The sequence below is a fragment of the Actinomadura sp. NPDC000600 genome (assembly GCF_040492135.1).
Taxonomy (GTDB): Bacteria; Actinomycetota; Actinomycetes; order Streptosporangiales; family Streptosporangiaceae; genus Spirillospora.
On the sequence record NZ_JBEUPD010000008.1, the window covers coordinates 245719 to 272654 of the forward strand.

At 72.5% G+C, this 26936-nt stretch carries 26 protein-coding genes; 14 read left to right on the plus strand and 12 right to left on the minus strand.

Features of this window, described 5'->3' with window-relative positions; genetic code table 11:
• The 6 genes from ABWI07_RS15070 to ABWI07_RS15095 form a co-directional block, all read right to left on the minus strand.
• Positions 1-870, minus strand: a complete 870-nt coding sequence (locus ABWI07_RS15070) for a cytochrome c biogenesis CcdA family protein (RefSeq protein ID WP_353818888.1) — start codon at positions 868-870, stop codon at positions 1-3.
• A 3-nt stretch (positions 871-873) separates the two neighbouring features.
• Positions 874-1422, minus strand: coding sequence for a TlpA family protein disulfide reductase (locus ABWI07_RS15075; protein WP_149256951.1), 549 nt, complete (start codon positions 1420-1422; stop codon positions 874-876).
• A gap of 113 nt (positions 1423-1535) precedes the next feature.
• Positions 1536-2273, minus strand: a complete 738-nt coding sequence (locus ABWI07_RS15080; protein WP_149256950.1) for an SDR family oxidoreductase — start codon at positions 2271-2273, stop codon at positions 1536-1538.
• 112 nt (positions 2274-2385) lie between these two features.
• The gene (locus ABWI07_RS15085) at positions 2386-5196 is read right to left on the minus strand and encodes an ATP-binding protein (RefSeq protein WP_353818889.1); all 2811 of its coding nucleotides are present in this window, start codon (positions 5194-5196) and stop codon (positions 2386-2388) included.
• 157 nt (positions 5197-5353) lie between these two features.
• Complete coding sequence (locus tag ABWI07_RS15090; RefSeq protein WP_353818890.1) at positions 5354-6361, minus strand: zinc-dependent alcohol dehydrogenase family protein; 1008 nt, start codon at positions 6359-6361, stop codon at positions 5354-5356.
• A 36-nt stretch (positions 6362-6397) separates the two neighbouring features.
• Complete coding sequence (locus tag ABWI07_RS15095) at positions 6398-7231, minus strand: alpha/beta fold hydrolase (RefSeq protein ID WP_149256948.1); 834 nt, start codon at positions 7229-7231, stop codon at positions 6398-6400.
• A gap of 306 nt (positions 7232-7537) precedes the next feature.
• Between ABWI07_RS15095 and ABWI07_RS15100 the strand changes: the two genes are divergently transcribed.
• Positions 7538-7849 (plus strand): hypothetical protein, encoded by a 312-nt coding sequence (locus tag ABWI07_RS15100; protein WP_149256947.1) that lies wholly within the window; start codon positions 7538-7540, stop codon positions 7847-7849.
• 127 nt (positions 7850-7976) lie between these two features.
• On the opposite strand, the gene ABWI07_RS15105 is transcribed toward ABWI07_RS15100, so the two are convergent.
• Complete coding sequence (locus ABWI07_RS15105; protein WP_353818891.1) at positions 7977-9401, minus strand: MFS transporter; 1425 nt, start codon at positions 9399-9401, stop codon at positions 7977-7979.
• 112 nt (positions 9402-9513) lie between these two features.
• Here ABWI07_RS15105 and ABWI07_RS15110 point away from each other — a divergent pair, with 112 nt between their 5' ends.
• Positions 9514-9897, plus strand: coding sequence for a winged helix-turn-helix transcriptional regulator (locus ABWI07_RS15110; protein ID WP_149256945.1), 384 nt, complete (start codon positions 9514-9516; stop codon positions 9895-9897).
• A 50-nt stretch (positions 9898-9947) separates the two neighbouring features.
• Here the strand turns inward: ABWI07_RS15110 and ABWI07_RS15115 are convergent, their stop codons facing one another.
• Positions 9948-11516 carry a carboxylesterase/lipase family protein gene (locus ABWI07_RS15115; RefSeq protein WP_353818892.1) on the minus strand — a complete coding sequence of 523 codons (1569 nt, stop codon included), beginning with the start codon at positions 11514-11516 and terminating at the stop codon, positions 9948-9950.
• 300 nt (positions 11517-11816) lie between these two features.
• On the opposite strand from ABWI07_RS15115, the gene ABWI07_RS15120 reads away from it, so the two are divergent.
• From ABWI07_RS15120 to ABWI07_RS15165, 10 genes are all read left to right on the plus strand, one after another.
• Positions 11817-12449, plus strand: a complete 633-nt coding sequence (locus tag ABWI07_RS15120; protein ID WP_353818893.1) for a TetR/AcrR family transcriptional regulator — start codon at positions 11817-11819, stop codon at positions 12447-12449.
• 67 nt (positions 12450-12516) lie between these two features.
• Positions 12517-13722, plus strand: a complete 1206-nt coding sequence (locus ABWI07_RS15125; protein WP_353818894.1) for a PucR family transcriptional regulator — start codon at positions 12517-12519, stop codon at positions 13720-13722.
• A 70-nt stretch (positions 13723-13792) separates the two neighbouring features.
• The gene (locus ABWI07_RS15130; RefSeq protein ID WP_353818895.1) at positions 13793-14665 is read left to right on the plus strand and encodes a serine/threonine-protein kinase; all 873 of its coding nucleotides are present in this window, start codon (positions 13793-13795) and stop codon (positions 14663-14665) included.
• Between the two features lie 70 nt (positions 14666-14735).
• On the plus strand, positions 14736-14978 hold the full coding sequence (locus tag ABWI07_RS15135; RefSeq protein WP_353818896.1) for a hypothetical protein: 243 nt from the start codon (positions 14736-14738) through the stop codon (positions 14976-14978).
• A 362-nt stretch (positions 14979-15340) separates the two neighbouring features.
• On the plus strand, positions 15341-16765 hold the full coding sequence (locus tag ABWI07_RS15140; RefSeq protein WP_353818897.1) for an amino acid permease: 1425 nt from the start codon (positions 15341-15343) through the stop codon (positions 16763-16765).
• A gap of 14 nt (positions 16766-16779) precedes the next feature.
• Positions 16780-18009, plus strand: a complete 1230-nt coding sequence (locus ABWI07_RS15145; RefSeq protein WP_353818898.1) for an arginine deiminase — start codon at positions 16780-16782, stop codon at positions 18007-18009.
• Positions 18006-18941 (plus strand): ornithine carbamoyltransferase, encoded by a 936-nt coding sequence (gene argF, locus ABWI07_RS15150; protein WP_353818899.1) that lies wholly within the window; start codon positions 18006-18008, stop codon positions 18939-18941. Before ABWI07_RS15145 ends, argF begins: the two co-directional genes overlap by 4 nt.
• Positions 18938-19921 carry a carbamate kinase gene (locus tag ABWI07_RS15155; protein ID WP_353818900.1) on the plus strand — a complete coding sequence of 328 codons (984 nt, stop codon included), beginning with the start codon at positions 18938-18940 and terminating at the stop codon, positions 19919-19921. The genes argF and ABWI07_RS15155 overlap by 4 nt, the downstream gene beginning before the upstream one ends.
• Positions 19918-21279, plus strand: a complete 1362-nt coding sequence (locus ABWI07_RS15160) for a dihydrolipoyl dehydrogenase family protein (protein ID WP_353818901.1) — start codon at positions 19918-19920, stop codon at positions 21277-21279. Before ABWI07_RS15155 ends, ABWI07_RS15160 begins: the two co-directional genes overlap by 4 nt.
• Positions 21280-21584: 305 nt before the next feature.
• On the plus strand, positions 21585-22436 hold the full coding sequence (locus tag ABWI07_RS15165) for an alpha/beta fold hydrolase (protein WP_353818902.1): 852 nt from the start codon (positions 21585-21587) through the stop codon (positions 22434-22436).
• Positions 22437-22543: 107 nt separating this feature from the next.
• Here ABWI07_RS15165 and ABWI07_RS15170 read toward each other — a convergent pair whose 3' ends face one another.
• The 4 genes from ABWI07_RS15170 to ABWI07_RS15185 form a co-directional block, all read right to left on the minus strand.
• The gene (locus ABWI07_RS15170) at positions 22544-23095 is read right to left on the minus strand and encodes a dihydrofolate reductase family protein (protein ID WP_149256936.1); all 552 of its coding nucleotides are present in this window, start codon (positions 23093-23095) and stop codon (positions 22544-22546) included.
• 108 nt (positions 23096-23203) lie between these two features.
• The gene (locus tag ABWI07_RS15175) at positions 23204-23746 is read right to left on the minus strand and encodes an NUDIX hydrolase (protein WP_149256935.1); all 543 of its coding nucleotides are present in this window, start codon (positions 23744-23746) and stop codon (positions 23204-23206) included.
• 96 nt (positions 23747-23842) lie between these two features.
• Complete coding sequence (locus ABWI07_RS15180; RefSeq protein WP_149256934.1) at positions 23843-24223, minus strand: VOC family protein; 381 nt, start codon at positions 24221-24223, stop codon at positions 23843-23845.
• 49 nt (positions 24224-24272) lie between these two features.
• A complete protein-coding gene (locus ABWI07_RS15185; RefSeq protein WP_353818903.1) occupies positions 24273-25025 on the minus strand; it encodes a helix-turn-helix domain-containing protein in 753 nt (250 codons plus the stop codon).
• Positions 25026-25203: 178 nt separating this feature from the next.
• Here ABWI07_RS15185 and ABWI07_RS15190 point away from each other — a divergent pair, with 178 nt between their 5' ends.
• Positions 25204-25611, plus strand: a complete 408-nt coding sequence (locus ABWI07_RS15190) for a YciI family protein (RefSeq protein WP_149256932.1) — start codon at positions 25204-25206, stop codon at positions 25609-25611.
• 5 nt (positions 25612-25616) lie between these two features.
• Positions 25617-26762: an RNA polymerase sigma factor gene (locus ABWI07_RS15195; RefSeq protein ID WP_353818909.1), complete on the plus strand. Its 1146-nt coding sequence runs from the start codon at positions 25617-25619 to the stop codon at positions 26760-26762.
• The last annotated feature ends 174 nt before the right edge of the window (positions 26763-26936 follow it).

Here is a 26936-nt window from a genome sequence, read left to right on the forward strand (position 1 = left end):
TCAGCCCGGACGGCCCGCCGGCTCCGTCTCCGCGGCCGGCCCGGCCGTCCGGTGGCGCCGCAGCATGCGCGCCGCCGCGGTCCCGGCCGTGAGGGCGGCGAAGGCCGCGGCGATCCACCAGATCCCGAGCCGGTCCACCCAGTCCGACAGCGCGCCCTGGATCTCGGCGGCGGCGCCGACGACGGAGGAGCGGGCCGGGGCGCCCGTGAGGACCCGCGCCTCGTACCAGCCGTAGTAGGCGACGTAGAGTCCCGCCACCACCAGAAGGACACCGCTTGCGCGCGAGACGTGCGGCAGGATCCGGCGGGTGCGCGCCACGGCGGCGTCGCGCGCCAGCGCCACCAGCATCGACAGCAGGCCCACGACCAGTCCCATGCCGACGCCGTAGGCGGCGAACGCCGCCAGCCCCGCGACCGCCCCGGTCCCGCCGGACACCAGCCCGGTGACGGCCAGGAACGGTGCGATGGTGCACGACAGCGAGGCGACGGCGTAGGAGACGCCGTACCCGTAGAGCCCCGCGAGGGACCCCGACAGCCCGCCCACGCGGAGCCGCGGCAGCCGGAGCAGGAGCTCCCGCCCGGCCGCGAGCCATGCGCCCAGCGCGACCAGGGCCACGCCCACGACGATGGTGAACCAGGGCAGGTACTGCTGGATCGAGGTCGCGGCCACCGATATCAGCAGCCCGAACGCGCCGAACACGGTGACGAACCCCGCGGTCATCGCGACCGACAGCCGAAGCGCCCGCCGGACGCCGCCCGCGCCGGGCGCCGCGACCAGCAGCGTCAGGTAGGACGGCAGCAGCGCGAAGCCGCACGGGTTGAACGCCGCCACCGACCCGGCGGCCAGCGCGAGCGAGATCTCCCTCTGCACGGATCAGCCGAGGAGCGCGTCGACGTGCCGGCGCAGCGCGGCGCCGTCGAGCGGGCCGGAGGCCTTGCTCTTCGTCCCGTCGGGTGCCATGAACACGTACGACGACTGCGTGGTCACCCCGAAGTGGGAGTACAGCTTGCCGGTGCGGTCGTCCAGCTGGACGAGGTCCCGGGTGCCCGTGCGCGAGACGAACCCCTTCAGCTTGCCCGCGTCCTTCTCCAGGCCGCCGATGCCGACGAAGGAGACCTTGTCCCCGTACTTCGCGGCGGCCTCGGCGACGTCCGGGCCCTCGGCGAGGCAGTTCGGGCACCAGGGCGCCCAGAACCAGAACACCGCCGGCCTGCCCGCCAGGCTCGCGCCGTCGAACGGCTTGCCGTCCAGCGTCTCGCCCTGGAAGCGCAACGGCGCGGGAGCGCGCTCGCCCGCCGCGCCGGACGCCGCCGCGGACGGGCTCCCGGCCGCCGAACCGCCCGGCTCCGCGGCGCCCGTAGCCCCGCCGCCCCCGCACCCGGCCAGGAGCAACACGATCCCGACCACGATCAACTTCTTCATGCAGGCCACGCTAACGACGCAACCGCCTGATGCTCCTTACAAACCGGTGACGCCCACCCCGGCGGTCTCCAGGCGAGCCGGTGGGGTGCAGGGCGTGTTGTTCCCGGTGCGGGTCAGGTTTGGGCGGTGGGGCGGATGATGAGTTCGTTGACGTCGACGTCGGCCGGCTGGGCGATCGCGTACGCGATGGAGTCGGCGATGGCGGAGGCCGGGATGGCGAGTTGTTCGGCGGCGGCCCGGGCGGCGGCCTGCGCCTCCGGGGCACCGCCGCGGTCGGTGAGTTCCGACTGGGTGAATCCGGGGCTCACGACGGTCACGCGGATGTCCCGGCTTTCCTGCCGCAGCCCCTCCGAGAGCGCCCACACCGCGTACTTGGTGGCGCAGTAGACCGCGGCCGTGGGGTCGACCCGGTGGGCGGACGTCGAGGCGACGTTGACGATGTGACCGGTGCCCCGGGCGCGCATGAGGGGGAGGACGGCGGCGATCCCGTGCAGGGTGCCCCGCAGGTTCACGTCGATCATCTGGTTCCACTCGTCGATGCGCCGGGCCTCCAGCCTCGACAGTGCCATCACGCCGGCGTTGTTGACGAGCACATCGACGCGGCCGTGCCGGTCGTGGGCGGCCTCGACGAAGGCGCGGACGCTGTCGAGGCTCGTCACGTCGAGCTCCCGGTGGTCGCACCGGCCGCCGGCGGTGCGGATCTCGTCGGCGAGCGTCTTGAGGCGGTCGAGGCGCCGCGCGCCGAGCACGACGTGGTGGCCGTCCGCCGCAAGCCGGCGGGCGGTCGCCGCGCCGATGCCGCTGCTCGCGCCGGTGATGAGAACGATCTTGCCTTCGGAAGCGGTGTCCATCGGGACTCCTCGCGGTGTGACTGGTCAGGGAAGACCAGCCTCGGCGGTGGAGCGGTGGCGAACATCGGTCAAACGACTCGATGAAGGCCGGGCGGCGCCGTGCCGTCCAGCGCTACGGAGAGGCTTGCCCGTTGCTCAGGTCGGTCAGCGCGTCGCGGAGGGCGGCGCGGGAGGCGATGCCTAGTTTGGGGAAGACCCGGTAGAGGTGGGCGCCGACGGTCCGGGGGGACAGCGACAGCAGTTCGCCGATCTGCCGGTTGGTCATGCCGGTCGCCGCCAGCTCGGCGATCTGCCGTTCCTGGGGTGTGAGCGCCGCTCCCGGTCCTGCGGCGGACGGGCGCCGCTTCTGGCCGGTGGCGTGCAGCGCGGCCTCGGCTCGCTCGGCCCACGGTGTCGCGCCGAGATCGGAGAACAGCCTTCCCGCGCGTTCCAGGTGAGGACGGGCGGCTCGCATCGCGCGGTCCTTGCGGAGGCGCTCGCCGTAGGCGAGTTCGAGGCGGGCCAGCGGGAACGGCCATCGCGCCGACCCGGGGTCGCAGACGAGCGGCTCGAACAGGTCGGGATAGGAGTCGTCGTCCGCCACCAGCGCGGCGGAGGCTTCGCACAGGAAGCGGAGCCGGGGCGAGATGCCGGCCAGGTCGGCCTTCGCGGCGGCGCGGACGTGCGCGCGGGCCTCGTCGCCGTGGCCGCTGCGCACGGCGGCCTCGACGGCGTCCATGACCGTCCAGACCGTGACCTGCTCGTGCGGCGGGAACGTGCCCAGCGGGCAGATCGAGGTGTAGTGCTCGTACGCGTCCTGGTGGCGTCCCTGGGTGAGTGCGGCCAAGCCCTCGATGTTGGACGTGAAGGTGCGCACGGCCATGGCGTTGCGCGGGATCGCCCACTGGTGCATCCGAGCGCGCGCACGGGCGATGTACTCGAAGTCGCCCCGGGCGGCGGCCAGCAGCATCCGCGGGTTCTGCGCTCCCCAGACCAGGATCTCGTAGCCGTGCTCCTGGCAGAGGGCGATGCCCTCGTCGGCCAGGGCGCCCGCCTCCTCCCAGCGCCCTTCGAGGAAGGCGCCGACCGCCAGCATGATCAGGGCTTGGACGGCGAGCGCGACGGCGCCTCCGCTCGTGCCCTCGGTCGCCGCGCGTTCCAGCGCGGCGCGGGGGACCCGGTCGACGTACTGGCCCGCGAGGGCGACCGTGACGACCAGGATCGCGTTGGTCTCCTCGTCCAGGCCCGCGACCAGTGCGTCCAGTTCGCGCAACTGCTCCGGCGCGGACCGCACGGGATCGCCGAACGTCGCCGCCGCGAGCCTGAACGGTGCGGTGAGCAGCGGCGCCAGCCGGGCGACCGCCTCGTCGAACGGCTTCCACAGCTCCGGGCGGCCGCCGAAGGTGCAGATCATCATGAGGGTGCGCAGCGCCTCCTCCAGCTCGGAGGCGTGCTCCGGGACGGGGTCCGCGTGGTCCAGCGCGCTGACGAGCATCTTGTGCGCGGTGTCGATGTCGCCTTCGCTGTTGAGCAGATGGGCCGCGGCGGCGTTCGACGCCTGCAACGTGCTCGTCACCCCCGGATCGGCCGTCCGGGCCCGCTCCAGGAGCGCGCGGGCGCCCGCGAGCGTGCCGGCGAAGTTGGCCCCGATGTAGGCGGCCTGGGCCAGGCTGCGGGCCTTCTCGGACGGGTCGAGGGTCAGGTCGGCGGCGCGCAGCAGCAGCGACACCGCCTGCACCGTGTCACCGCGTTCGAGCGCGGCGTCCGCGACCTCGACGAGCAGGTGGGCGACCCTGTCGTCGGGGCCGAGGGCCGCTTCGGCCAGGTGCAGCGCCCGCACGTCCTGGCCCGCCGCCAGCCGGGCGAGCCGCTGGTGGGCGGCCCTGCGCTCGGGCGCGGTGGCCAGATCGACGACCGCGGACCTGATGAGCGGATGCGCGAAGAGCAGCCGGTTGGCCCGCCGGTCCACCGAGGCCAGCCCGCTCACCTCGGCGGGGGCCAGGTCGGCCGAGGACCCGGCGACGACCTCCGTCAGGCCCGTGCCTTCCCCGTCGCCGAGCGCGGCGAGCAGCAGCAGCCGCCGGGTGGGCGCGGGCAGCGCCGAGACCCGGCGCTCGAAAAGCCACGTCAGCCGGACGCTGAGCGGCAGGGTGGGCGGCAGGAAGTCGGCTCCGCTCTCCTGCGCCGCGGTCAGCGAGCGGGGCAGTTCGATGAGGGCCAGCGGGTTGCCCCCGGCGTCGGCGAGGATGCGGTGCCGGACCGACGAGTGCAGGTTCGGATGGCGGCGGCGCAGCAGGCTGAGGGCGTCGTCGTCGCCCAGGGGCGGCAGGGCCAGTTCCGGGACCGACGCGCGGTCGAAGAAGCTCTCGTGACCCGTGCGCTGCGACAGCAGCAGGCCGACCCGGAGACCGCCGATCCGGCGGGCCACCAGGTTGAGGACCACGACGCTCGGACGGTCGACCCACTGCAGATCGTCGACCACCAGCACCAGCGGCGCCGTCGAGGACAGGCGGCGCAGCCAGTCCAGCAGCGCGCTGGTCAGCGCCAGGCGGCTGGGAGGATCTCCGCGATCGAGTCCCAGCGTGGTCGCCAGCGCGGCGCGGTGGTGCCCGGGCAGCTCCGGCAGGGTCTCCACGACGGGCAGCATGAGCTGGTGGAGCCCGGCGAAGCTCAGCCCGGTCTCGTACTCGGAGCCGGACGCCCGAAGGACGCGGGCGCCCATCGACTCGGCCTGCCGCGCGGCGGCGTTGAGCAGTTCGGTCTTGCCCATGCCCGGGTCGCCGGTGAGGAGCTGCGCGCCGCCCTCGCGGACGGCGGCGCGCAGGAACGAGGTGAGCGCCGCCGTCTCCGGCGCCCGCCCCACGATGAGGCGCTCGGCCGCGCCACCGCCGGATTCGTGGTCGGCCACGAGCACCCCCGCGTAGTCGGGCCGCAGCCCCGGCATGCGGCTCGAGCGCGGGCCGAGAGACCGGGAACCTGACCGCCACCAGCGTATTCGAAGTGCCGGGCGGCATGCTCCTCGGAACGGTCTCCTGCTCGTCGGCACGCCGCCGGCCGCGCGTCACGGGCGACGGCCCGGACCCGCGGCGGCGGCTCTCCGGCTAGGTGAGGCGGACGACGACCTTGCCGGCAGGGACGCCCTGGGCGACCTCCTTCAGCGCGATGTCCGCGTCCTGCAACCCGTATCCGTCTCCGTGGAGGATCGGACGCAGCGCGCCCTCGGAGGCGAGCGCGGCGGCCGACGCGAGTATCCGTCCGTGGGCGGCCCTGCCCTCACCCTCCAGAAGGGGGAGGAGGGTGAACACCCCGGAGTAGCTCGCACCGCGGAAGGAGAGCGGCGCCAGACTGTGGGTGCCCCAGCCGAGGCTGCTGACGACATGACCTGTGTAGCGCTTGACCGCTGTGAACGAGCGGTCCAGATTCGGGCCTCCCAGCGTGTCGAAGACGATGTCGAAGCCCAGGCCGCCCGTGTGTTCGCGCACGTACTCCTCGACCGGGGAGCTTTCGAAGTCGATCGGGACCGCCCCGAGCCGGCGCAGGGTCGCGGCCTGAAAGGCGTGCCCGGTCGCCCACACCCGCGCGCCCCTCGCCGCGGCGAGCTGGACCGCCAGATGCCCCACTCCGCCGGCGCCGCCGTGGACGAGGACCGTGTCCCCGCCGCCCACCCGGGCCCGGTCGACCAGCCCCTCCCAGGCGGTGATGACCGCCAGCGGCGCCGCGGCGGCCTCCTCCATCGTCCACCGGGCCGGCTTGCGCGCCAGCAGCGAGGCGTCCACCGCGGCGTACTCGGCCAGGCTCCCCTGCACCCCGCCGACGCCGCCGATCATCCCGTAGACCTCGTCGCCGACGTCGAAGCCGCTCACCCCCGGCCCGGTGGCGGCGACGACGCCGGAGGCGTCGAGCCCGAGGACCGCCGGCGGGCGCACCCGGGCGTGCGCGGCCTCGCCCGCGGCGATCTTGGTGTCCAGGGGGTTGAGGCCGGCCGCCGCGATCCGGACCAGCACCTCGCCGGGGCCCGGCGAGGGCACCGGCAGTTCGGCGAGCTGGAGCGGCTCGCCGAAGGCGGCCAGGATCTGGGCCCGCATGACGGGCGGGGACGATGTGCTCATGGTTCGGATCTCCTCGGTGTCGCGGCTCCGCGGCCGTCAGGCCTTGATGAAGTCGAGGAGGGCGGGGTTGACGACCTCCGGGTGGGTCCAGGCGATGTTGTGCGGGCCGTCCTTGACGGTGACGAACGTCAGTCCGGGGATGAGCGCCGGCAGGCGCGCGGCCGTGGCCTCGTAGGGCAGGATGCGGTCGGAGTCGCCGTGGACCACCAGGGCCGGCACGTCGATCGCCGCGAGGTCGGCGCGGAAGTCGGTGAGCCAGGTGTCCACGCACGCGTGCACGGCGTACGGCCCGGCCTGCAGCGCCATGGCGAAGGCGGCCTGCCAGGCGGGCTCGCTGATCCGGGTCCCGCCGAGGATGTCGACGTTGAAGAAGTCGTCGAGGAAGTCCTTGAAGTAGCCGGGGCGGTCGGCGACGATCGCGGCCTTGATGCCCTCGAACACCTCGCGGTCCACGCCCTCGGGGTTGTCGTCGGCCTTGAGCAGGTACGGCGGGACGGTCGCCAGCAGCGCGACCTTGCCGATCCGGTCGGAGCCGTGGCGGCCGAGGTACCGGACGACCTCGCCGGTCCCCATGGAGAACCCGACCAGGACGACGTCGCGCAGGTCTAGGTGTTCGAGCAGCGCGTGCAGGTCGTCGGCGAAGGTGTCGTAGTCGAACCCGACCGTGGTGCGGCTGGACTCGCCGAACCCCCGGCGGTCGTAGGAGACGACCCGGTGCCCGGCCTCGAGCAGGACGCGCTCCTGCTTGTCCCAGGACCGGCCGTCGAGGGGGAACCCGTGGATGAGGACGACGGGCCGGCCGCTGCCGTGGTCCTCGAAGTGGATCTCGATGTCGTGGCCGTTCTCCCGGCCGACGCTCAGCTTGGTCATGACGTGCCCTCCTGGCTGGTGCGGTTGGTGCGACCAGTCTTCGTGCGGCGGGGACCCTCAACATCAGTTGGATGACCTAACCGGGACCGGCCGTTGCTCGCAGCCGTCTTCGCCGATCAGGGCTCGGCGCTGCGCACGACGCGCACCCGGAACTGGGCGCCCCTGCCGTCCTGACGGCACATGCGGTCATTTGACCGATGTTGGAGCGCGTTCGTGCGGCACACGATGACCGAGGCCGCTCGGAAGCGCGATCGTCCGGCGCCGACACTCCGAGGCCACCGCCACGAACAGCGACCAGGAGCAGAAATGACCGAGACGTTGGAAGTGACCACACTGCGGCCGGCCGACGGTCTCACGTCCGCCGACTTCGTCAAGGCGAACGATGACATCAACGAGTACCTGAAGCGCCGGCCCGGGTTCCTTTGGCGCCGCATTGTCGAGACCGCGGACGGCCGCATCATCGACATCGTGGCCTACGACAGCCCCGAGCACGCCCGCTCGGGCGCGGCCGGCATCACTGGTGAGATGTCGGGTTCGCCCGTGCACGACACCATCGACCACTCCAGCGTCGACTGGCAGATCACCACCGTGCTCCAGCACGTGCCAGGCCCGGCGTAAGGCATGCCCGCCCTTTCGGAGCGGGGAGCCTGACCATGAGCGACACCTCCGCAGATCGACGAGCCACACTCCCGGCAGGCGCCGGGAGTGTGACGTCGGGCGGATTCGCCGACCCAGGTCGGAGGTGTCAGCCGGTGCGCGGTGCCGGCTTGAGGGTGAGCGCGACGAGGAGCATCGCCGCCATCCCCGCGGCCGCCGCGAAGGCGGCGTTGCGCACGCCCGCCGCCACCGCGGCCTCAACGGCCTGGTCGGCCGCGTGCGAGGCGTTGGCGATGGCGACCAGGACGGCGAGGCCGACGGCGGAGCCGACCTGCTGGCCGGTGGACGCGATGCCGGATGCGATGCCCTGCTGCTCGCCGGGCACGCCGGAGGTGGCGGCGGCGAACATCGAGGTGAAGGTGACGCCGCCGCCGACCGCGAAGACGGCGAGTCCGGGGATCAGGGTGATGTAGCCGGTGTCGGGCGCGATGGCGAGACCGAGCAGCACCGTGCCGAACGCGACGGTGGCCATGCCGACGATCAGCGTTGTGCGCATTCCCAGGCGGGTGAGGAGCTTTCCGGCCAGGGCGTTGCCGCAGAGCACGATGCCCATCGGCAGCAGGAACGCGGTCCCGGTCTCCAAGGCGCCGTATCCGCGGGCTTCCTGGAAGTAGATGGTCAGGAAGTACAGCATCGAGCCGAACGTCGAGGTGAACAGGAAGGTGATCGTCACTCCGGCCGCCATGCCGCGGTTGCGCAGCAGCCGGAGCGGCATGAGCGGGTCGCGGGTGCGCGTCTCGATGAGCACGAACGATGCCAGCAGGGCCAGCGAGCCGGCGGCGGCGAGCAGCGGACCCGACGTCCAGCCGGCCTCCGGTGCCTGGACGAGTACGAAGACGAGGAGGGTCGCGCCGCCGGTCGCGGTGACCGCCCCCGGCAGGTCGAAACGCCGTCCGCCCCGCCGCGGCGCGTCGGACGGGATGAGGAGGAAGGTCAGCGCGATCGCGGCGGCCGCCAGGGGGACGTTGACGAAGAACACCGACTCCCAACCGAACGCCTCGGTCAGCAGGCCGCCGAGCAGCGAACCGAGAACGAGGCCTCCGGCGCCGGAGCCGGACCACACGGCGAGGGCGCGGTTGCGTTCGCGCCCCTCGGCGAACATCGTGTTGACGAGCGACAGGGTGGCCGGGAACAGCAGTGCTCCGCCGAGCCCCTGGGCGCCGCGGGCGATGACCAAGGTCTCCGCGGTCGTCGCCAGCCCGGCGACGGCCGAGGTCACCGCGTAGACGCCGAGCCCGGCGACGAACATGCGGCGCCGCCCCAGGATGTCGCTGGCCCGCCCGCCGAACAGCAGGCAGCCGCCGAACAGGACCGCATAGGCGCTGACCACCCATTGCAGGCTCTGGGAGGTGAACCCCAACGCGTCGCCGATCTGGGGGAGCGCGACGAACACGATGTTGTAGTCGATCGAAATGATCAGTTGCGCGAAGGCCAGCAAGGCCAGCCCGAGCCCCGGACGGTGTTGCCGCCGCTCTGGCGAACGTCGCTGTTCCGCGGTGGTCTGAGACGACACGCAAGCCTCCTTCGAAGCAGGGGGTTGTACGGGCCGGAGCGGCCCGTACAACTAAGCTAGCGTAAGTGGCTTACAGAAGTATAGTTACTTGCGGGCCGGGTAGCATGACGCCATGGCCGCCAAGAAGCTGGAAGAGGACTACGACCTGCGGCCGGGCTTCTGTGCCGGCTACCACCGCGGAGTCGAGCTGATCGGCCGGCGCTGGAACGGGGTCATCCTTCGTGAGCTCCTTCTGGGCGCCACCCGGTTCAGCGAGATCCGGCAGCGCATCCCCGACCTCACCGACCGCATGCTGGCGACGCGGCTGAAGGAGCTGGAGTCGGCCGGGATCGTGAAGCGGACCGTGCACGACGAGACGCCCGTCCGCGTGGAGTACGGCTTGACGGAGATGGGCCGGGACCTGCAGGACGCCGTGGCGGCGCTCAACCGGTGGGCGAGCCGGTGGATTCCGGTCGAAGGCGACGACGACGGCCACCCGCCGCCCTCGGACCGGTGACCGCTGCGATCAGCGGCTCGCCGCCGCCCGGTTCGCAGAAGGCCGCCGGTTCAGTCGGGGAGTGCTGCCCAGAGGTCGCAGTGGTGGTCGCGGGCGAACGTGCCGAACGGTTCCGTTCCCTGGGAGGTAAGGCGCTGTGTCGGTGACGTCCCGGACGTGAGGGCGGGCCAGACGGGGGTGCCGGAGGTGTTGGGGTCGCCGGTCCTGGCGAACGCCGTCCAGTAGCTCAGCATCTGCCGCGACAGCCGCTGCTGGTCCGGGTTCAGGCCGGGCAGCGGCGGGAGGTTCTGCACGGTCCTGAACAGGTAGAACAGTTCCGAAGCGTGGTAGTCGCCCAGCGGCATCAGCGGGTCGAGGCCCGACAGGGGCGGGCGGGGGTCGGCGAACTCGTACCGGTAGACCCGCTGCCCGGCGTTGGCCGCGGCCCCCTGGGCGGTGAACAGCGCCGGGCACGCGAACAGACCGTCGGTGGTGAAGTCGGACAGGGCGAGGTCCGCGTTGTCCGCGGAGGCGGGCGGGTAGGCGGCGCGCATCGCGTCGGCGGCCCCGGGTGCGCTGAGCCTGATCGCCTCATCGAGGTCCCCGGCCTGCGCACGCCGGAGTTTCTGCAGGTGGTAGCCGAAGGCGGTGAAGAGCCGGCCCTCGTTCCCGTTGCTTCCGATTATCAGCGGCACCTTCTGGTAGCGGCCGGCCCTGATCGCCGGAGCGGCGGGTTCCCTGATGACGCGGCCGTCGATGACCGGTGTCCAGTCCAGGTTCCGCCCGAACATGCCGGCGAAGTCGCCGACGAACCGGTCCGCGGGCTTGCCGCGCAGGCACGCCACCACCGTCCGCCGGTCGTTGCAACCGAGGGAATCGGCGAATCTCCGGCCGGTGCCGTAGGCCTTCTCCCGGGCCACCGGGCCGAGGGGCGTGCCGACGCATCCGCCGCTTTGGGAGATCGCCTTGTCGAACAGCCCTCTTGCCGCAGGGGAGATCAGTTGCATGCAGACGCTGTGGCCGCCCGCCGACTCGCCGAAGACGGTGACGTTGCGGGGGTCGCCGCCGAAGGCGCCGATGTTGGCGCGCACCCACCGCAGCGCCGCCTGCTGGTCGAGGAGCCCGTGGTTCCCGGTGGTCCCGGACTCGCGGGCCAGGCCGGGCAGCGCCATGAAGCCGAGCGGCCCGAGCCGGTAGTTCATCGACACGACGACGGCCCGGCCCGCGGCGACGAGCGGGGCCGGGTCGTAGCCCGCGCCGGAGCCGAGGATGTAGGCGCCGCCGTGGATCCACACCAGCACCGGCAGATGGCGCGATTCGGCGGCGGGCGGTGTGTAGACGTTGAGGTAGAGGCAGTCCTCGCTCGTCCTGCCCAGCGGTACCGGTTGCGGGCACAGCGGGGGCTCGCGGGTGGCGTCCCGGACGCCCGGCCACGCTCCGGGCGGCTGCGGCGGCCTGAACCGCCGGGCGCCCGTGGGCGGCGCCGCGTACGGGATGCCGAAGAAGGTCCGGCCGGCGGCATCGGCCTTGCCGCGCACCGTGCCGTCCGCGATGCGGACCAGTTCTCCCTTGCCCCGGTCCAAGGCGGACGCGGCCACCGGGTTCATGGCCGCCAACGTCCCGAGCAGCAGAAGGGACACGATCGCAGGGAGGATTCTCGGGCGCCGGCGGCGGGGGAGTTCCATCACCACACTCCTGATCGACGGGTCCGCCGACCTTAGGCACCGTCCCTGACCGGTGACCACGCCCGAATCCAAGAATCGAAGGCGCCCGCACTGTCACAAGCGTGACAACGCCCCCGTCGCAGCACAGCCCTTGCCTGGTCGGGGCCGTGGCCGGAGCGGGACGGTCACGGCGTCCGCGCACTGGAGGAGGGCATGGTGCGCCGGTCCGGATCGTTGACACTTGCTCGTTTATTGACAGTCGTCCATTATTGGCGCATGCAGGCAGACTCATCGGAGGCCGTGCCCGTCCTGGACCGCCGGGTCCGCCGTTCGCGCTCCGCGCTCATCCGGGCGGCGATCGCCCTGGTGTCCGAGAGGGGGACGGCGGCGGTGCCGCTGTCCGACATCGCCGAGGCGGCGGACGTGAGCCGGCAGGTGGTGTACCAGCAGTTCGGCAACCGCGACAGCCTCCTGCTGGAAGCCGCGCTCGACCTCGCCCGGCGGGAGCTGCTGCCCGGTCTCGGCGAGCTTGCCGACATCTCGGACGTACGGGTCCCGGTGCTGGCGGTGGCCGGGCATTTCGCCGACCATCGGCCGTTCTACCGTGCGGTCCTGACCGGGTCCTCCGGGTTCGGCCTCAACAAGGCGCTGACCGGGTTCTTCATCCCGTACAACCGGCACATCGTGCAATTGCTGGGCGGCGGGCGCCTCGGCCCCCAGGAGGCGGAGGACCTCGCCGCCTTCCTCACCGGCGGCTGGGCCGCCCTGATCAACGACTGGATCGCGGACGGCGACGATCCCCTCGACCCCGCGCGGTTCACCGACCGGCTCGTACGGATGGTGGCCGCCGCCATCGATGTGATCGCAGGACCCTGTGCCGCCCGCGAGGACGAGCGGCCGGGCGGGTGAACGCGAGCAGGCACAGATGAGCCGGTTCTTCAGCGCGGCTTCGACACCGGCACCGTCCTCCTCGCCTATGGAATGCGCCCTCGGCGGCCGGGAGTTCGCTCAGTACCTCCGGGTGCACCTGCCCGACCTGCCGGAAAGAGTCACGGAGGACGTCTGGCGAGCGTTGCCCGTGATCGCCCGGGCCTTCGGGCACGCCTCCGGGCATGAGGCCATGCCCGTCATCGACCAGGAACTACGCACGTTCGTCAGGGGCCTCTCGGACCTGACGGGGCCGCCTGAAGAGCAGGCGAGGACGCATCGTGCGCTGGGACGCAGCGCCTACTTGCACGGCATCGGCCCGGACCTGCTGCAAAGTGCCTACCATGCGGGCGCGCGCTTCGCCTGGCGCCGCCTGGCCGACGTCGCCCGGACGGTCGGCGCGACCGCCGACCAGCTGTACGGCCTGACCGAATCGGTTCTCGCCACCGCCGAAGAACTGTCCGCCCATGCACTCGCCGCCTACACCGACCTGTCGCACCCCGACGCCGACATCATGCGCGGCGAACGTCGGCGCCTCCTGCGGGTCATCCTGGCCGGGAACGGCGCCGTCGCCCCCGAGGTCCTCGTCCAGGGGGCACGCACCGCGCAGTGGACCATCCCAGCATCGGTCGCCTGCGTCGTCCTCGACCGACCCTGGGAAGCCGAGCGGCAGCTCTCCCCGCCGCTCGATCCAGACGTGCTCAGCGACCTGCACCGCCCCGAACCACTGCTGATCCTGCCCGGACCGGACCGGCCGGGCCGCATCGAAAGGCTCCGCCGCGGACTGCGCGGCATGCGGTTCGCCGTCGGCACCCAGGTTCCCGTGCAGGAGGCGGCGCAGTCGCTCCGTACCGCCGAACGCGCCCTCGCGCTCCTTCGCAACGGGACCTTCTCCGACCTCGACCACGTCCGCTGCGACGACCATCTGCCCGCGTTGCTCCTGCTCAGCGACGAGCACCTGGCGCGGCAACTGGTGGGACGCCGCTTGGCCGCGATGGACGAACTCGAACGCGACCCGCGCGAACGGCTCACCGAGACCCTCCTCGCGTGGCTGACCACGGGATCGCACGCACAGGCCGCCGTCCGCCTCCGCCTGCATCCCCAGACCGTCCGCTACCGGATGCGTCGGTTGGAGGAACTGTTCGGGCGGCGACTCCACGACCCCGCATGGCGGTTCGAGATGGAACTCGCCATTCGCGCCGATCGGTTGCTCTCGCGCTCCGGCGAAGGCCCGCCCGGTGGCACGGCGCTCTGACCTCACCCCTGCGTGAGCATTCCGTCGCATTAGGAAGACATCCATGTCTGTTTGACGCCATGATGTCACCGTGACCGATGAGGAGATCGCGGAGCGTGCTCGGGCCGGGCGGCTGCTGGGAGGCCGGTACCGGCTGGCCGAATCGCTCGGTTCGGGCGGGTTCGGGCAGGTCTGGAAGGCGCACGACGAGACGCTGGGCGTGCCCGTCGCCGTCAAGGGGATGTGGCTCCCTCCGGGGACGGACGCGGAGCAGGGAGAGCGCCTGGCGCGTGCGGAGCGGGAGGCGCGCAACGCTGCCCGGCTGCGCGACCACCCCAACATCGTGACCGTGCACGACGTCGTCGTGGACGGCGGCGTGCCCTGGATCGTGATGCGGCTGGTGACCGGCCGGTCCCTGGAGCAGCGCCTCCGCGAGGAGGGGCCGCTGCAGGTCGAGGAGGCCGCCAGGGTGGCGACGTCCCTGCTCAACGCGCTCGGCGCGGCCCACGCCGCCGGGATCCTGCACCGGGACGTCAAGCCGGCCAACGTGATGCTGGCCGACAACGGCGGCGTCCTGCTCACCGACTTCGGCATCGCGGTCCACCAGGCCGACACCGCGCTCACCGCGACCGGCCTCATCATCGGGTCGTCCGAGTACCTCGCCCCGGAACGCGCCGACGGCGCAACTCGGCGCGGCCGCGTCCCGCGCTCTCAACCGCCGCCAGGCCGTACTCGTCGCCGCGTGCGGTGCCGCGGCCGTGGCGGGGACGGCGGCCGCGGTCCTGGTGGCGGTGTCCGGAGTCGGTTCGCCCGCCGACGACCGCCCGGCGTCGGCCGCTGTGACGACCTCGCCCGAACCGGTCCCGACCGACGCCAACGGCATCCCCGACCCCTGCGCGACGCCAGACGGCGAGACCAAGCGCACGTTCAAACTGTGGGCGGGCGAGCCGCAGGGGACCGGTGAACCGGGGACGGGCAAGCCCTGGCTGCGGATGTGCCGGTGGTCTCCGCCCGGCTGGGGCTCCGGGCACCTCATGCTCACGTACGCCTCCCTTGAGATCACGATGCAGAGCGGAGCGACCCGCTCTCCCGCGTCGGGGCCGGGCCTGCCGTCGTCCGCCCAGATGGCGCGCAGCTCCACGAACTGCCTGATCCAGTGGCCCGCCTCCTTCGGCAACGTCGGAGTGAACGCCTACAAGCCGGACGCCTCCGGCTCGGACATCTGCGAGCAGGTCACGAGTTTCGCCGGACGACTGGCTCCCAGGATCCCCAAGTAGGCGGCGAGGACGGCGGGCGCCGCCGCCGTCCGAGGGTGAGCCCGGCCGCCCGGGCGGCTCGGCCCTTTCGCATGCCCGCGAAAAACCGCCGGCAGAACAATTCCTTCAAGTAGGCGGACGAGGTCGCTAACTGTCGTCCGCCGATCTCATGCATTCGTGTCATGCCCCAGTTCGGCTGCCAGGAGATGGTGAAGGGGTGCTATCGACCCCATCACTTTGAAGGCGCGAATGAGCATGCATCGTGAAGGACAAGACCAGACGGGCTTCCCCAAGCGTGCCGCCGCCGCATTCATCGAAATGCGTGCGCGCGGGCCGTTGAGCGATCGGAGCCGCGGCGCCCTGCCGCGCCGGAGGAGGCAGTCATGAGTGTTCAGCCGGCCCGCCGGAGGCTGGGACCGTGGATGGCCACGGCCCTGGTGGTGGGCAACATGATCGGGTCCGGTGTGTTCCTGCTGCCCAGCTCGCTGGCCGAGTTCGGGCCGATCAGCCTGGTCGCGTGGGGGTTCACGGCGGCGGGGGCGATCCTGCTGGCGCTGGTGTTCGCGCGCCTGGCCCGGGCCTACCCGCGCACGGGTGGTCCTTACGCTTACGCGCGCCGCGCGTTCGGCGACTTCGTCGGGTTCCAGACCGCGTGGGGCTACTGGATCGCGGTGTGGGCGGGGAACGCGGCGATCGCGGTGGCGTTCGTCGGCTACATGGCCCACTTCTGGCCTTCGCTGGCCGATGACAAGGTCCTGGCGGCGGCGACCGGCCTCGCGGCGGTCTGGGGGCTGACGGCCGTCAACGCCTACGGGGTCCGCCATGGCGGGGCCGTGCAGCTCGTCACCACCGTCATCAAACTCGTCCCGCTGCTGCTGATCGTCGTCGGCGGGTTGTTCTTCATCAAGTCGGGGAACTTCGGGGAGTTCAACGCCAGCGGGCAGGGCGCGTTCGGTGCGGTGACGGCCGCGGCGGCGCTCACCCTGTGGTCGTTCATCGGCCTGGAGTCGGCGACGGTGCCGGCCGAGGACGTGCAGGACCCGCAGAAGACCATCCCGCGCGCGACCGTCGCCGGGACCGCCCTCACCGCCCTGGTCTACATCCTCGGCACCGTCGCCGTCCTCGGCCTCGTCCCCGCCGCCGCGCTGGCGAACTCCACCGCGCCTTTCGCCGACGCCGCCGACGCCGCGTTCGGGGGATGGGCCGCCGACCTGGTGGCCGGGGGCGCCGCGATCAGCGCGTTCGGCGCCCTGAACGGATGGATCCTGCTGCAGGGCCAGATCCCGTTCGCGGCGGCGCGTGACGGGCTGTTCCCCCGGGTGTTCGCGCGCACCGGGCGCGGCGGCGTCCCGATCGTCGGCCTGGTGGTCTCCAGCGTCCTGGTGACCGGGCTGATGCTGATGAACTACAACGCGAGCCTGGTCGACCAGTTCACCTTCATCATCCTCCTGGCCACCCTGACCACCGTGATCCCGTACGCCTACGCGGCGGTCGCCGAGCTGGTGCTGCTGGCCACCGACCGCGTGGCGTTCTCCGGCGGGCGGTTGGCGCGGGACGCGGTCATCGCGCTGCTGGCGTTCGGCTACTCGGTCTGGGCGGTCGCCGGGTCCGGCTACGAGGTCGTCTACAAGGGCACGCTGCTGATCCTCGCCGGGATGCCCGTCTACGCCTGGCTGAAGTACCGCGACCACCGCTCCCACGACCAGGTCGTGGAGGCCGAGGTCGAAGAGGCGGTGGAGGAGGCGGAGGAGTACGGCCCGCCGCCCGGCCTCCCCGACAAGCCCGAACCGCCCGTCCAGGTCGCATGAAGGGACCGACTCCTGTGTTCACCGTCACCTCTGAGGTGGGGCGGCTGCGGCAGGTCCTGCTGCACCGCCCCGACCTGGAACTGCTGCGCCTCACCCCGGCCAACAAGGACGACCTGCTCTTCGACGAGGTCCTGTGGGCCAAGCGCGCCCGGCAGGAGCACGACGTGTTCGCCGACACGCTGCGCGAGCGCGGCGTCCAGGTCCACTACCTCGCCGACCTGCTCGCCGAGACCCTCAAGCTGGACCAGGCCCGGGCCCAGGTCCTCGACCACACCGCGTCCGAGACCGCCCTCGGCCCGACCCTCGCCGGGCCCGTCCGCGCCGCGCTGGAGGACCTCGCCCCCGCCGCCCTCGCCCGCCACCTCATCGGCGGACTCACCAAGGCCGAGATGGGCCTGGCCGCGCACAGCCTGCTGCTGGCGTCCCTGGACGACGGCGACTTCGTGCTGCCGCCGCTGCCCAACCACCTGTTCACCCGCGACCCCTCCGCCTGGATCCACGGCGGCGTCACCCTGCACCCCATGGCCAAACCGGCGCGGCGCCGCGAAACCCTCCACCTCAGCACCGTCTACCGGCACCATCCCTTGTTCACCGACCGGGAGCCCCCGGTCTGGTACCCCGGCGCGGACTTCGCGCTGCCCTCGATCGAGGGCGGCGACATCCACGTCCTCAGCCGGGACCTGGTCCTGGTCGGGATGAGCGAGCGGACGACGCCGCAGGCCATCGAGCTGCTCGCCCAGCGGCTGTTCACCGCGGGCGCGGCCCGCAGCGTCATCGCCGCGCAACTCCCCAAACGGCGGGCGTTCATGCACCTGGACACCGTGATGACCATGGTCGACCGGGACGCCTTCACCGTGTACCGCGGGCTGCCGCCGCTGCGGTCCTACACCCTCACCCCCGGCCACCACGGCGACGAGGTCCTGGTCCAGGAGAACGAGGCGCTGTTCCCCGCGATCGCCCGAGCCCTCGACCTGCCGCGCGTCCGCGTCCTGACCGCCGAGCAGGACGTCCGCGCCGCCGAACGCGAGCAGTGGGACGACGGCGACAACGTCCTGGCCGTCGAGCCCGGCGTCGTCGTCGCCTACGAGCGCAACGTCACCACCAACACCATGCTCCGCCACCACGGCATCGAGGTCGTCACCATCCCCGGCGGCGAACTCGGCCGCGGCCGCGGCGGCCCCCGCTGCATGAGCTGCCCCCTCCAGCGCGACGAAGCGATCCCCACCGGCGAGGTGACACCGTGAAAGACCTGCTGCGCGCCGCCGACCTGACCGGCGACGACCTGACCCTCCTGCTGCGGCTGGCGGCCGGTTTCCAGACGGCGCCCGAGTCGGCGCCCGACCTGCTCGCCCACCGCATCGTGCCGATGTACTTCGCCAAGCCCTCCACCCGGACCCGGCTCTCGACCGCCGCCGCGGTGACCCGCCTCGGCGGCACCCCCGTCAGCGTCGGCCCCGACGAACTCCAGCTCCGGCGCGGCGAGACCATCCCCGACACCGCCCGCGTCATGGGCTCCTACGCCGCCGCCATCGTGATCCGCACCTTCTCCGACACCGACGTCGCCGACCTGGCCGCGGCGGCGCCCGTCCCCGTGGTCAACGCCCTGACCGACGGCCACCACCCCCTTCAGGCCGTCGCAGACCTGCTCACCGTCCAGGAGCACTTCGGACACCTGCGCGGCCACCGCATCGCCTACGTCGGCGACGGCGGCAACGTCGCCCGCAGCCTCATGGAGGCCGCGGCCATCGCCGGCATGGACGTCACCCTCGCGACGCCCCCGGGCTACGCGCCGCCGGACGAGGCCGTCGCGTTCGCCGCCGCCCAGGCCGACCGAAGCGGCGGAGCCGTCACGCTCACCAACGAGCCCATCGAAGCGGTCAAGAACGCGAGCGTCGTCTACACCGACGTCTGGGTGTCCATGGGGGATCCCGACGACCAGCGGGAAGGCCGCGTCAGGGCGCTCGCGCCGTACCGGGTGGACGAGCGGCTCATGGGCCACGCCCGCGACGACGCCGTCTTCATGCACTGCCTGCCCGCCCATCGCGGCCAGGAGGTCTCGGCCGAGGTCATCGACGGCGAACGGTCGCTGGTCTTCCGGCAGGCCGCCAACCGGCTCCCCGCCACGCAGGCGGTGCTGAGCGCGCTGCTCACCGAGCGGCTGGAGGGACGGCGGTGAGGATCGTCGCCGCGCTCGGCGGCAACGCGCTGCTGCGCCGCGGCGATCCGCCGGAAGCGGCCGTGCAGGTCGCGCACGTCCGCGAGGCCGTCGAGGGGCTGGCCGCGCTGGCGGCCGGCAACGAGCTGATCATCACCCACGGCAACGGCCCGCAGGTCGGGCTGCTGGCCGTGGAGAGCGCCGCCGACCCCGCGCTGTCGGCCCCCTACCCGCTCGACGTGCTCGGCGCCGAGACGCAGGGCATGATCGGCTACTGGCTGGTCCGCGAGTTGCGCCGCGCCCTGCCCGGCCGTGAGATCGCCGCCCTCCTCACCGAGACCGCGGTCGACCCCCGCGACCCCGCGTTCGGCGCCCCGACCAAGTTCATCGGCCGCTCCTACGGCGACTCGGAGGCCGAGCGGATGCGCGCCGAGCACGGGTGGGCCATGCGCAAGGACGGCGCCGCCTGGCGCCGCGTCGTCCCCTCCCCCGAGCCGCGCGACATCGTCGAACTGCCGACCATCGCCCGGCTCACCGACGCGGGCTGCCTGGTCGTCGCCGTCGGCGGAGGCGGCGTCCCCACCGGGGGAGACCACCGCGGCATCGAGGCCGTGGTGGACAAGGACCTGGCCGCGGCGCTGCTCGCGACGAGGCTGGGGGCCGACGCGCTGCTGCTCCTCACCGACGTTCCCGCGATCATGCGTGACCACGGCACCCCGCACGCCCGGCCCATCGGCCACATCACGCCCGGCCTGCTGCGGAGCCTGCCGCTGCCGGCCGGCTCGATGGGCCCGAAGGCGGAGGCGGCCAGCCGCTTCGCCGAGCACCGCCCCGGCGCCGTCGCCGTGGTCGGCGCGCTCGCCGACGCGCCCGCGCTCCTGTCCGGAGCCGCAGGCACACGAATCGAGAACCGTCACACGAGTCCGAGGACCACGGCGTCCCCGGGACCGGGCGTTGACGACCGGCGGCAAAGCCGGACAAGGGAGGGGAGAACAGCATGAGCGAGAAGGCCGATGTGGTGGTGGTGGGGCTGGGCCCGGGCGGCGAGTACGCCGCGGGCGCGCTGGCCGAAGCCGGCCTGGACGTGCTGGGGATGGAGGCGGAACTCGTCGGAGGCGAATGCCCCTACTGGGGATGCGTCCCCAGCAAGACGATGATCCGCGCCGGGAACGTCCTCGCGGAGGCCGGCCGCGTCGGCCGCCTCGCCGGCGAGGCCAAGGTGGTCCCCGACTGGGGCAAGGTCGCCGACCGCGTCCGGTCGGAGGCCACCGGTGGCTGGAACGACCAGCCGGCCGCCGACCGCCTGGCGGACAAGGGCGTGCGACTGGTCCGGGAAAGGGGCCGGCTCGCGGGCGCGCGCCGGGTGACCACGGGGGACCGCACGTTCGAGGCCGCGCGCGGCGTCGTCCTCGCCACCGGCTCCCATCCCCGCATCCCCCCGATCCCGGGCTTGGAGACGACGCCGTACTGGACGAACCGGGACGCCATCGCGGCCGAGGAGGTGCCCGCCTCGATGCTCGTGCTCGGCGGCGGCGCGATCGGCGTCGAGCTCGCCCAGGTGTTCGCGCGCTTCGGCTGCACGGTCACCGTCCTGGAAGGGCAGGAGCGGCTGCTCGCGCAGGAGGAGCCGGAATCGGGAGACCTGGCGGCGAAGGCGCTGCGGGCCGACGGTGTCATCGTTCGCACCCGCACCCGGGCCGTTCAGATCGAGTACGACGGCACGACCTTCGAGGCCCTCCTCGAAGGCGGTCTGGAGCCGATCCGAGCCGAACGCCTCCTGGTCGCGACGGGCCGGGTCACGGACCTGGCCGCGCTGGCGGTCGACACCGTGGGGATCGATCCCGCCGCGCGGGCGGTGCGCACCGACGGGCAGCTGCGGGCCGGGGAGGGGCTGTGGGCGGTCGGCGACATCACCGGACACGGCGCCTTCACCCACGTCTCGATGTACCAGGCGCAGATCGCCGTCCGCGACATCCTGGGAACCCCCGGACCCGACGCGGACTACCGGGCGCTGCCCCGCGTCACCTTCACCGACCCCGAGATCGGGGCCGTGGGACTGACGGAGCGGCAGGCGCGCGACCGGGGCCTGCGGGTGCGCACCGGCTCGGTGCCGATCGCCTCGTCCGCGCGCGGCATGATCCACGGACCCGGCAACGAGGGGTTCGTCAAGCTCGTCGAGGACGCCGACCGCGGTGTCCTGGTCGGCGCCACCTCCGCCGGCCCCACGGGCGGCGAGGTGCTGTACGGGCTGAACGTCGCCGTCCACAACGAGGTCCCCACCGACCGCCTCAAGCACATGATCTACACCTATCCGACCTTCCACCGGGCCGTGGAGGAGGCGCTGGACGCCCTCCACTGATCCCCGCGCCGTGGCGGCGACCCGTGACCGCACCGGGCCGCCGCCACGGGACCACGATCGATCCCTCAAGGAGCCCCTCGGCCCTCACCGCGGCCGTGTGCGGGCTCCTTTTTGCGCGTTTCTTGCCGTCAAATGGATTCACGCGAGAAGTGTCACAGAACAGAGGGGTGTCCGGTCATATGTATGGATCGCCCACCAGGTGCTCGCCTCCGGCGCGGGATTCCGTCATGGCGCGGAGAGAAATGTTCTTCTTCGCCCGCGCCATTTCGGTCCTGGAGGCCGTCCGAAGCAGAATGGAGAGAACCATGACCAGTCCGCCCACCCACTCGGCTTTCAGTATCAGAAGGCGCCCCTACACCACGGTGATCGTTCTTGCCGCGGTCGCGCTCGTCCTGGCGAGCCTCAGCCCGGCGTCGAGCGCCTTCTCCCAGGAACGCCGCTCGGCGAAGCCGACGATCGTGCTCGTGCACGGAGCCTGGGCCGACGCCTCGAACTGGAGCAAGGTCATCCCCAGGCTCCAGGGCGACGGGTACACGGTCGTCGCGCCGGCCAACCCGCTGCGATCGCTGTCCGGCGACGCCGCGTACCTGAGGACCTTCCTGGAGTCGCTGCGGGGCCCGATCGTCCTGGTCGGGCACTCCTACGGAGGTGCGGTGATCACCAACGCGGCCACGGGGAACCCGAACGTCAAGGCGCTGGTCTACGTCAACGCCTTCGCGCCGGACGAGGGCGAGAGCGGGACGGCGCTCGCGGGGCCGGACTCCGCACTCTCGGTCGACCCCACCACGGTGTTCGACTTCGTGCCCGCCACTCTTCCGCCCACCGCGACGACCGACCTCTACCTCAAGAAGTCGACCGTCTTCACCTCGTTCGCGACCGGCCTGAGCGCGCAGGACAAGGCGCTCGTGGCGGCCACCCAGCGGCCGGCCACGCTCGGCGCGCTGAACGAGCCGTCCGGGCCCCCCGCCTGGAAGCAGATCCCGTCCTGGTACCTCATCGGCACCCAGGACCTGATCATCCCGCCCGGTGCCGAACGGGCCATGGCCCAGCGGGCCGGCTCCACCGTGACCGAGTACGACGCCGGGCATCTCGGTCTGCTCTCGGCCCCCAGGACCGTCACGCAGGGGATCGAGCGGGCCGCGAGGGCGGTCCAGTAGAAGCCGCCTCGGCCGACCATGAGCAACGGCCGTCCGGTTCCGGGTCCCGTCGGACCCGGGACCGGACGGCCGTTGCCGGTCTGCGACGTCGAGCCGTCTCGCGGGGCTCAGGCCTCGGGGGCGTCGGCGTTGGTGTAGACGAGGTGCACCACGCCGGTGTTCTCGAAGGTGGTCGAGGAGACCAGCTTCAGCGGGACGGTCTCGCCGTCGGTGAAGAGCTTGGCGCCGTGTCCGACGACGATCGGGTGCACGAGCAGGTGCAGTTCGTCGACCAGGCCCTGCCCGAGCATCCAGCGCACCAGCGCGGCGCTGCCCGTCGTGCCGAGGTGGGTGTCGGCCTTGAGCGTGGTCAGCTCAGCGGCGACGTCACCGTTGATCAGCGTGGAGTTCTCCCAGGCCGCCTCGGTCAGCGTCGTGGACACGACGTACTTGCGCGCGCTGTTCATGGCCTTGGTCATCGGGTCCGCCGGGTCGGCGGTGGGCCAGTAGGAGGCGAACCCCTCGTAGGTGTGCCGGCCGAGGAGGGTCGCCTCGGCTCCGCTCATCAACTCGCCGACGACGGCGCCCATCTGGTCGTCGAAGTAAGGCAGGTGCCAGGTCTCCGGCGATTCGATGACACCGTCGAGGGAGATGAAGAGGCTGGACTTGATGGATCCCATCGGGATGCTCCTTCTGCTCGCGTCCACGGCCGGGGCCATGGACGAGGACCGTCATCCACAGGTCGAACGGCGTCCCGGCGGATCGACACGGCGCAGAAGAATTCTGCGTCAGGGGTGATGCCAGGGAAGACGGACGGGAGTCCCGCCGCCTCGTCCGGCGAGCAGGTCGGTGAGGAGCGCCGCGAGCCGCAGCGGGTAGACGGGTTCCGGTGCCATCTCCAGTTCGCCGACCGGCCACCAGCGGTGCTCGCTGATGTGGCGGCGTTCCACGTCGGTGAACCCCGCGGTGTCGATGTCGGTGGCGGCCGTCCGGTACAGGAAGTAGTCGTCACGGAAGACCCCGCTCACCCATCCGGGGAAGTCGGCGTATCCGGACGAGAAGGCGACCGCGGGGCCCAGGTCGCCGGGCGCGGCCACCAGGCCGGTCTCCTCGGAGAGTTCGCGGGCGGCGGCCTCGGCGAGCGTCTCACCGTCGTCGACGCCACCGCCAGGAGTGATCCAGCAGTGGCCCGCCTCGGGCTTGCGGTGGACGCGAGGGAAACGGAACAGCAGGATGCGCTCGGCGTCGTCCACAAGCAGCACCCTGGCGGAGCGGCGCCGGTACTGGTCGGGTTGGTACTCGTCCGTGCCGTTCGCAGCCACCGATCCCATGCCGCCAATCTTGGCGTATGCCGGGTCTCGCGGCCATCGACGACCCGACGAAGCGAGGGCGGCCTCGAAGACGGGACCGCCCTCACCGCGGCGGGTTCATCCGGAGGGGGTCCGGCGGACGATCCAGACATGGCCGAACGGGTCGCGCAGGCGGCCCATGCGGCCGTACGGGTGGTCCTCGACGGGGTAGATCACGGTGGCGCCGCCCGCCTCCATGCGGGCGGCGACCTCGTCGGGATCGGGCACCTCGAGGTTGATGATCACGGGTGAGCGGTCGAGGCCGAGCGCGGTCGGTCCGGCGTCGACGGAGTCCTCGTCCTTCAGCGTGAACTGGACGTCCCCGAGGGCCAGCCGCACGTTGACGATCTTGCCGTCGGGCGTCTCGGAGCGCTCGGTCTCCTTGACGCCGAGCGCGGTGGTGAAGAACTCGACGGCACGGACCGCGTCGTCGACGACGAGTTTCGGAAAGAGGTTCATGGCTCCATCGTGGGGGCCGCCCGCGAGCCCCGTATTGGACGAATTTCCCTCAGAGCGGTACGTGGTTCGGCTGGCCGGGGGAGCGGGGCCGGTACTCGGTCGGCCGCAGCCCGGCGAAGTCGTGGAAGTCGCGGATCAGATGCGACTGGTCGGCGTACCCGCAGGCGGACGCCAGTTCGGCCCAGTCGACCGGCCGGTCGTAGGGGATCCGCCGGAGCGTGCGCTGGAACCGCCGGACGCGGGCGAAGCGCTTGGGCGTCAGGCCGACGCGGTCGTGGAAGAGGCCGATGAGCCGCTTGCGCGTGCAGCCGAGCCGGTCCGTCACCTCCCCGACGGGGACGCCCCGGTCGAGCGCCGCGACCGCGGCCTCCAGGGCGGGATCGCGGTCCAGGCCGCCTGCCTCGAGGAGGATCGACTCCAGCGAGTCCAGGATCTCGGCGGGGCCGCCCGCCTCCAGGAGGCGTTCCCGCACGAGCGCCCCGGAGCGGCCCCAGATGTCGCTCAAGACGACAAGCCCGGGCTCCGCCGGGAAGAAGGGGAACGCGCCACCGGGCTTGAACACCACCCAGGCGAGGGCCCGCTGGTCCGCCGTGTCGATCAGCGAGGGCCGGGACGTCGCGCCCAGGAAGGCGGCCCCACCGGCGCCGCCGGCGAACGCGTCGGCGTGCAGGTTGACGAACAGCTGGGCGCAGCCGGTGGGGATGGACCGCTCGCGGACGGCCGGGCCGTCCGACTCGCAATAGCCGAGGCCCGCAACGAACGGTACGAGGGCCGGATGGGAAGGCCCGCGATGAACCTGCACGCCTCCAGCCTAAACGCGGCCGGCGCGGAGCCCCCGGGCGGACGGCACTGGCGAGATGGCACCCGAGCGGCGGAGAGTGGGGGAAGAATAATCTCGCGGGGATGTCGAGAATCCGTGCCCGGCTCCGTCCCCGCAGCGAACACGGCCACCGCGGCCGTACCGCACCAAGGAGGACCTGATGGCCAAGTACCTGCTGCTCAAGCACTACCGGGGCGCGCCGGCACCGGTCAACGACGTGCCGATGGAGCAGTGGACGCCGGAGGAGATCTCGGCCCACGTGCAGTACATGGAGGACTTCGGCGCCCGGCTGGAGGCCACCGGCGAGTTCGTCGACATGCAGGCGCTCTCCCCGGACGGCATGTTCGTCCGGTACGACGGCGAGGGCCGGCCGCCGGTCACCGACGGCCCGTTCGCGGAGACCAAGGACCTGATCGCCGGCTGGTACGTGATCGACGTCGAGACCCGGGAGCGGGCGATCGAACTGGCCGGCGAGCTGTCCGCGGCCCCGGGTGCGGGCGGGAGGCCGATCCACGAGTGGCTCGAGGTGCGCCCGTTCTTCGCCGCACCCCCGACCATCACGGAGTGACACAGGTGGACGAGGCCCGGCTGCGGACCCTCACCCCCACCGTGATCGGCGTCCTCGTCCGCCGCGGAGCCGACTTCGCGGCGGCCGAGGACGCCGTTCAGGACGCCCTGGTCGAGGCCGTGCGCGTATGGCCGCGGGACCCGCCGCAGGACCCCAAGGGCTGGCTGGTCACCGTGGCCTGGCGCAAGTTCCTCGACGCCGCCCGCGCCGACGCCGCCCGGCGGCACCGGGAGCTGAGCGTCGACGCGGAGCCCGCGCCCGGCCCGGGCGAGGCGGTGGACGACACACTGCGGCTGTACTTCCTGTGCGCGCACCCGTCCCTGACACCGGCCTCGGCCGTCGCGCTCACGCTGCGCGCCGTCGGAGGCCTGACCACGCGTCAGATCGCGCAGGCCTACCTCGTCCCGGAGGCGACCATGGCCCAGCGCATCAGCCGGGCCAAGCGGACCGTCTCGAACGCCCGGTTCAACCGGCCGGGCGACGTCGCCACCGTGCTGCGCGTGCTCTACCTGATCTTCAACGAGGGCTACTCCGGTGACGTCGACCTCGCGGCCGAGGCGATCCGGCTCGCCCGGCAGCTGGCGGCCATGACCGGCCACGAGGAGGCCGCGGGCCTGCTCGCGCTCATGCTGCTCCACCACGCGCGGCGCCCGGCCCGCACCGGCCCCGACGGCAGGCTCGTGCCCCTCGCCGAGCAGGACCGCGGCCGGTGGGACACCCGCATGATCAGCGAGGGCGTCCGCATACTCCAGGCGGCCCTCAGCCGCGACCGCCTGGGCGAGTTCCAGGCCCAGGCCGCGATCGCCGCGCTCCACGCCGACGCTCTGACGGCCGAGGAGACCGACTGGGTGCAGATCGTCGAGTGGTACGACGAACTGGTGCGCCTCACCGGCAACCCGGTGGTCCGCCTCAACCGGGCCGTCGCGGTCGGGGAGGCCGACGGCCCGCGGGCCGGGCTGGCCGCGCTGGCGGAGCTCGACCCCGCCCTGCCCCGCCACACCGCCGCCGCGGCCTACCTGCACGAGCGGGACGGCGATCTGGCCACCGCGGCACGGCTCTACGCCGAGGCCGCGCGATCAGCGCCCAACCTTCCCGAACACGAACACCTCACCCGGCAGGCCGCACGGCTCAACGCACGACTGCGCGGTTGAAGCACGCACGGCAGGCCTCCCGCCCCGGGCCGGGGCTCGGGCGGAGCGGACTGTCGGTGCCATCGCGTTTAATCGAGGCGTGGACGTTGGAGAGCGCATCGCCGAGCTGACCGCCCAGGTCAAGCGGCTGAACGACCTGTACTACGGCGCCGGCGACAGCCCGCTGCCGGACGC

What these genes read in the sequence shown, in the direction of transcription:
- ABWI07_RS15075 (WP_149256951.1), bottom strand. Translation starts at nt 1,422, where the DNA reads ATGAAGAAGTTGATCGTGGTCGGGATCGTGTTGCTCCTGGCCGGGTGC.
- ABWI07_RS15080 (WP_149256950.1), bottom strand. Translation starts at nt 2,273, where the DNA reads ATGGACACCGCTTCCGAAGGCAAGATCGTTCTCATCACCGGCGCGAGC.
- ABWI07_RS15085 (WP_353818889.1), bottom strand. Translation starts at nt 5,196, where the DNA reads ATGCCGGGGCTGCGGCCCGACTACGCGGGGGTGCTCGTGGCCGACCAC.
- ABWI07_RS15090 (WP_353818890.1), bottom strand. Translation starts at nt 6,361, where the DNA reads ATGAGCACATCGTCCCCGCCCGTCATGCGGGCCCAGATCCTGGCCGCC.
- ABWI07_RS15095 (WP_149256948.1), bottom strand. Translation starts at nt 7,231, where the DNA reads ATGACCAAGCTGAGCGTCGGCCGGGAGAACGGCCACGACATCGAGATC.
- ABWI07_RS15100 (WP_149256947.1), top strand. Translation starts at nt 7,538, where the DNA reads ATGACCGAGACGTTGGAAGTGACCACACTGCGGCCGGCCGACGGTCTC.
- ABWI07_RS15110 (WP_149256945.1), top strand. Translation starts at nt 9,514, where the DNA reads ATGGCCGCCAAGAAGCTGGAAGAGGACTACGACCTGCGGCCGGGCTTC.
- ABWI07_RS15120 (WP_353818893.1), top strand. Translation starts at nt 11,817, where the DNA reads ATGCAGGCAGACTCATCGGAGGCCGTGCCCGTCCTGGACCGCCGGGTC.
- ABWI07_RS15125 (WP_353818894.1), top strand. Translation starts at nt 12,517, where the DNA reads ATGGAATGCGCCCTCGGCGGCCGGGAGTTCGCTCAGTACCTCCGGGTG.
- ABWI07_RS15135 (WP_353818896.1), top strand. Translation starts at nt 14,736, where the DNA reads ATGCTCACGTACGCCTCCCTTGAGATCACGATGCAGAGCGGAGCGACC.
- ABWI07_RS15140 (WP_353818897.1), top strand. Translation starts at nt 15,341, where the DNA reads ATGAGTGTTCAGCCGGCCCGCCGGAGGCTGGGACCGTGGATGGCCACG.
- ABWI07_RS15160 (WP_353818901.1), top strand. Translation starts at nt 19,918, where the DNA reads ATGAGCGAGAAGGCCGATGTGGTGGTGGTGGGGCTGGGCCCGGGCGGC.
- ABWI07_RS15165 (WP_353818902.1), top strand. Translation starts at nt 21,585, where the DNA reads ATGACCAGTCCGCCCACCCACTCGGCTTTCAGTATCAGAAGGCGCCCC.
- ABWI07_RS15170 (WP_149256936.1), bottom strand. Translation starts at nt 23,095, where the DNA reads ATGGGATCCATCAAGTCCAGCCTCTTCATCTCCCTCGACGGTGTCATC.
- ABWI07_RS15175 (WP_149256935.1), bottom strand. Translation starts at nt 23,746, where the DNA reads ATGGGATCGGTGGCTGCGAACGGCACGGACGAGTACCAACCCGACCAG.
- ABWI07_RS15180 (WP_149256934.1), bottom strand. Translation starts at nt 24,223, where the DNA reads ATGAACCTCTTTCCGAAACTCGTCGTCGACGACGCGGTCCGTGCCGTC.
- ABWI07_RS15190 (WP_149256932.1), top strand. Translation starts at nt 25,204, where the DNA reads ATGGCCAAGTACCTGCTGCTCAAGCACTACCGGGGCGCGCCGGCACCG.